This is a genomic window from Massilia sp. CT11-108, assembly GCF_047302915.1.
Classification (GTDB): Bacteria; Pseudomonadota; Gammaproteobacteria; order Burkholderiales; family Burkholderiaceae_D; genus Telluria; species Telluria orientalis.
In genome coordinates this window covers 1-892 of record NZ_JBKYMO010001031.1, presented here as the reverse complement: position 1 = coordinate 892, position 892 = coordinate 1, and the positions used below count along the sequence as shown (strand labels likewise).

The following is an 892-nucleotide window of genomic DNA, read 5'->3' as shown; positions in this document are numbered from 1 at the left end:
CGCGAGCGCCGCGTCCAGCGCGGCCAGGTGGCGCGGATGGTCCTTCAGCAGCGCGCGCCGCCACGCGACCGGGTCCTGCCCCGCCGCATGGGCCACCTCGTCCGCGAAGCTCTCCTTGAAGAACGCGTTGTGCGAGTGGCCGACCGAACGCCAGTACCCGATCGGCACGACGCTGTCGACCGTCACGTGGCGGCTGCGGCGGTTCGCGATCGCGTACTGCAGGTCGTACTCGCCCTCGGCCGTCGTCTTGTCCGGGCCGACACCGGGCAGGCCGAGGTTGCGCGGGAAGTACTGGTGGCCGATGGCGCCGCTCGCCAGCTTGCTGTCCCACGCCAGCACGCGCCCGTCGGCGCCGAGGTGCGCCGTATAGCGCGCCAGCGCGGCCGGGCGGTAGACGTCGTGGCCCGTGTCGTCCTCGCGCGTCCAGATCAGTTGCACCGGGCGGCCGCGCGTCTGCATGGCCACGGCGACGGCCTGCGCCACCATGTCGGTCTCGAGGCGCCGGCCGAAGCCGCCGCCCAGCATCGTCACCTCGATGGTCACATCCTCGCGCGCGACGCCCGCGACCTTCGCCGCCACGTCCACCGCGATGCTCGGGACCTGCGTGGGCGACCACAGCGTCACTTTGCCGTCCAGGACCTGCGCCGTGCAGTTCTGCGGTTCCATCGTCGCGTGCGCGAGGAACGGCGCGCGGTATTCGGCCCGCACGGTGCGCGTGCCCGCGAGTTCGGCCGCGTCCTGGCTGCCGGCCTCGAAATACGCGTGGCCCGATTCTTCATCGAGCGCCTTCGCAAAACCGGCGAACACGGACTCGCTCGACAACGCGGCATGCGGGCTCGCGGTCCACTGCACGGGCAGCGCCAGCGCGGCCTGCTTCGCCTGCCACCAGCCC

Annotated in this window: 1 protein-coding gene; it reads right to left on the bottom strand. The window is 72.5% G+C overall.

The genetic code is table 11. The features are described from left to right. The coding region (locus tag ACEN88_RS32930) for a xanthine dehydrogenase family protein molybdopterin-binding subunit (protein WP_413346488.1) at window positions 1–892 on the bottom strand (892 nt) is incomplete at both ends.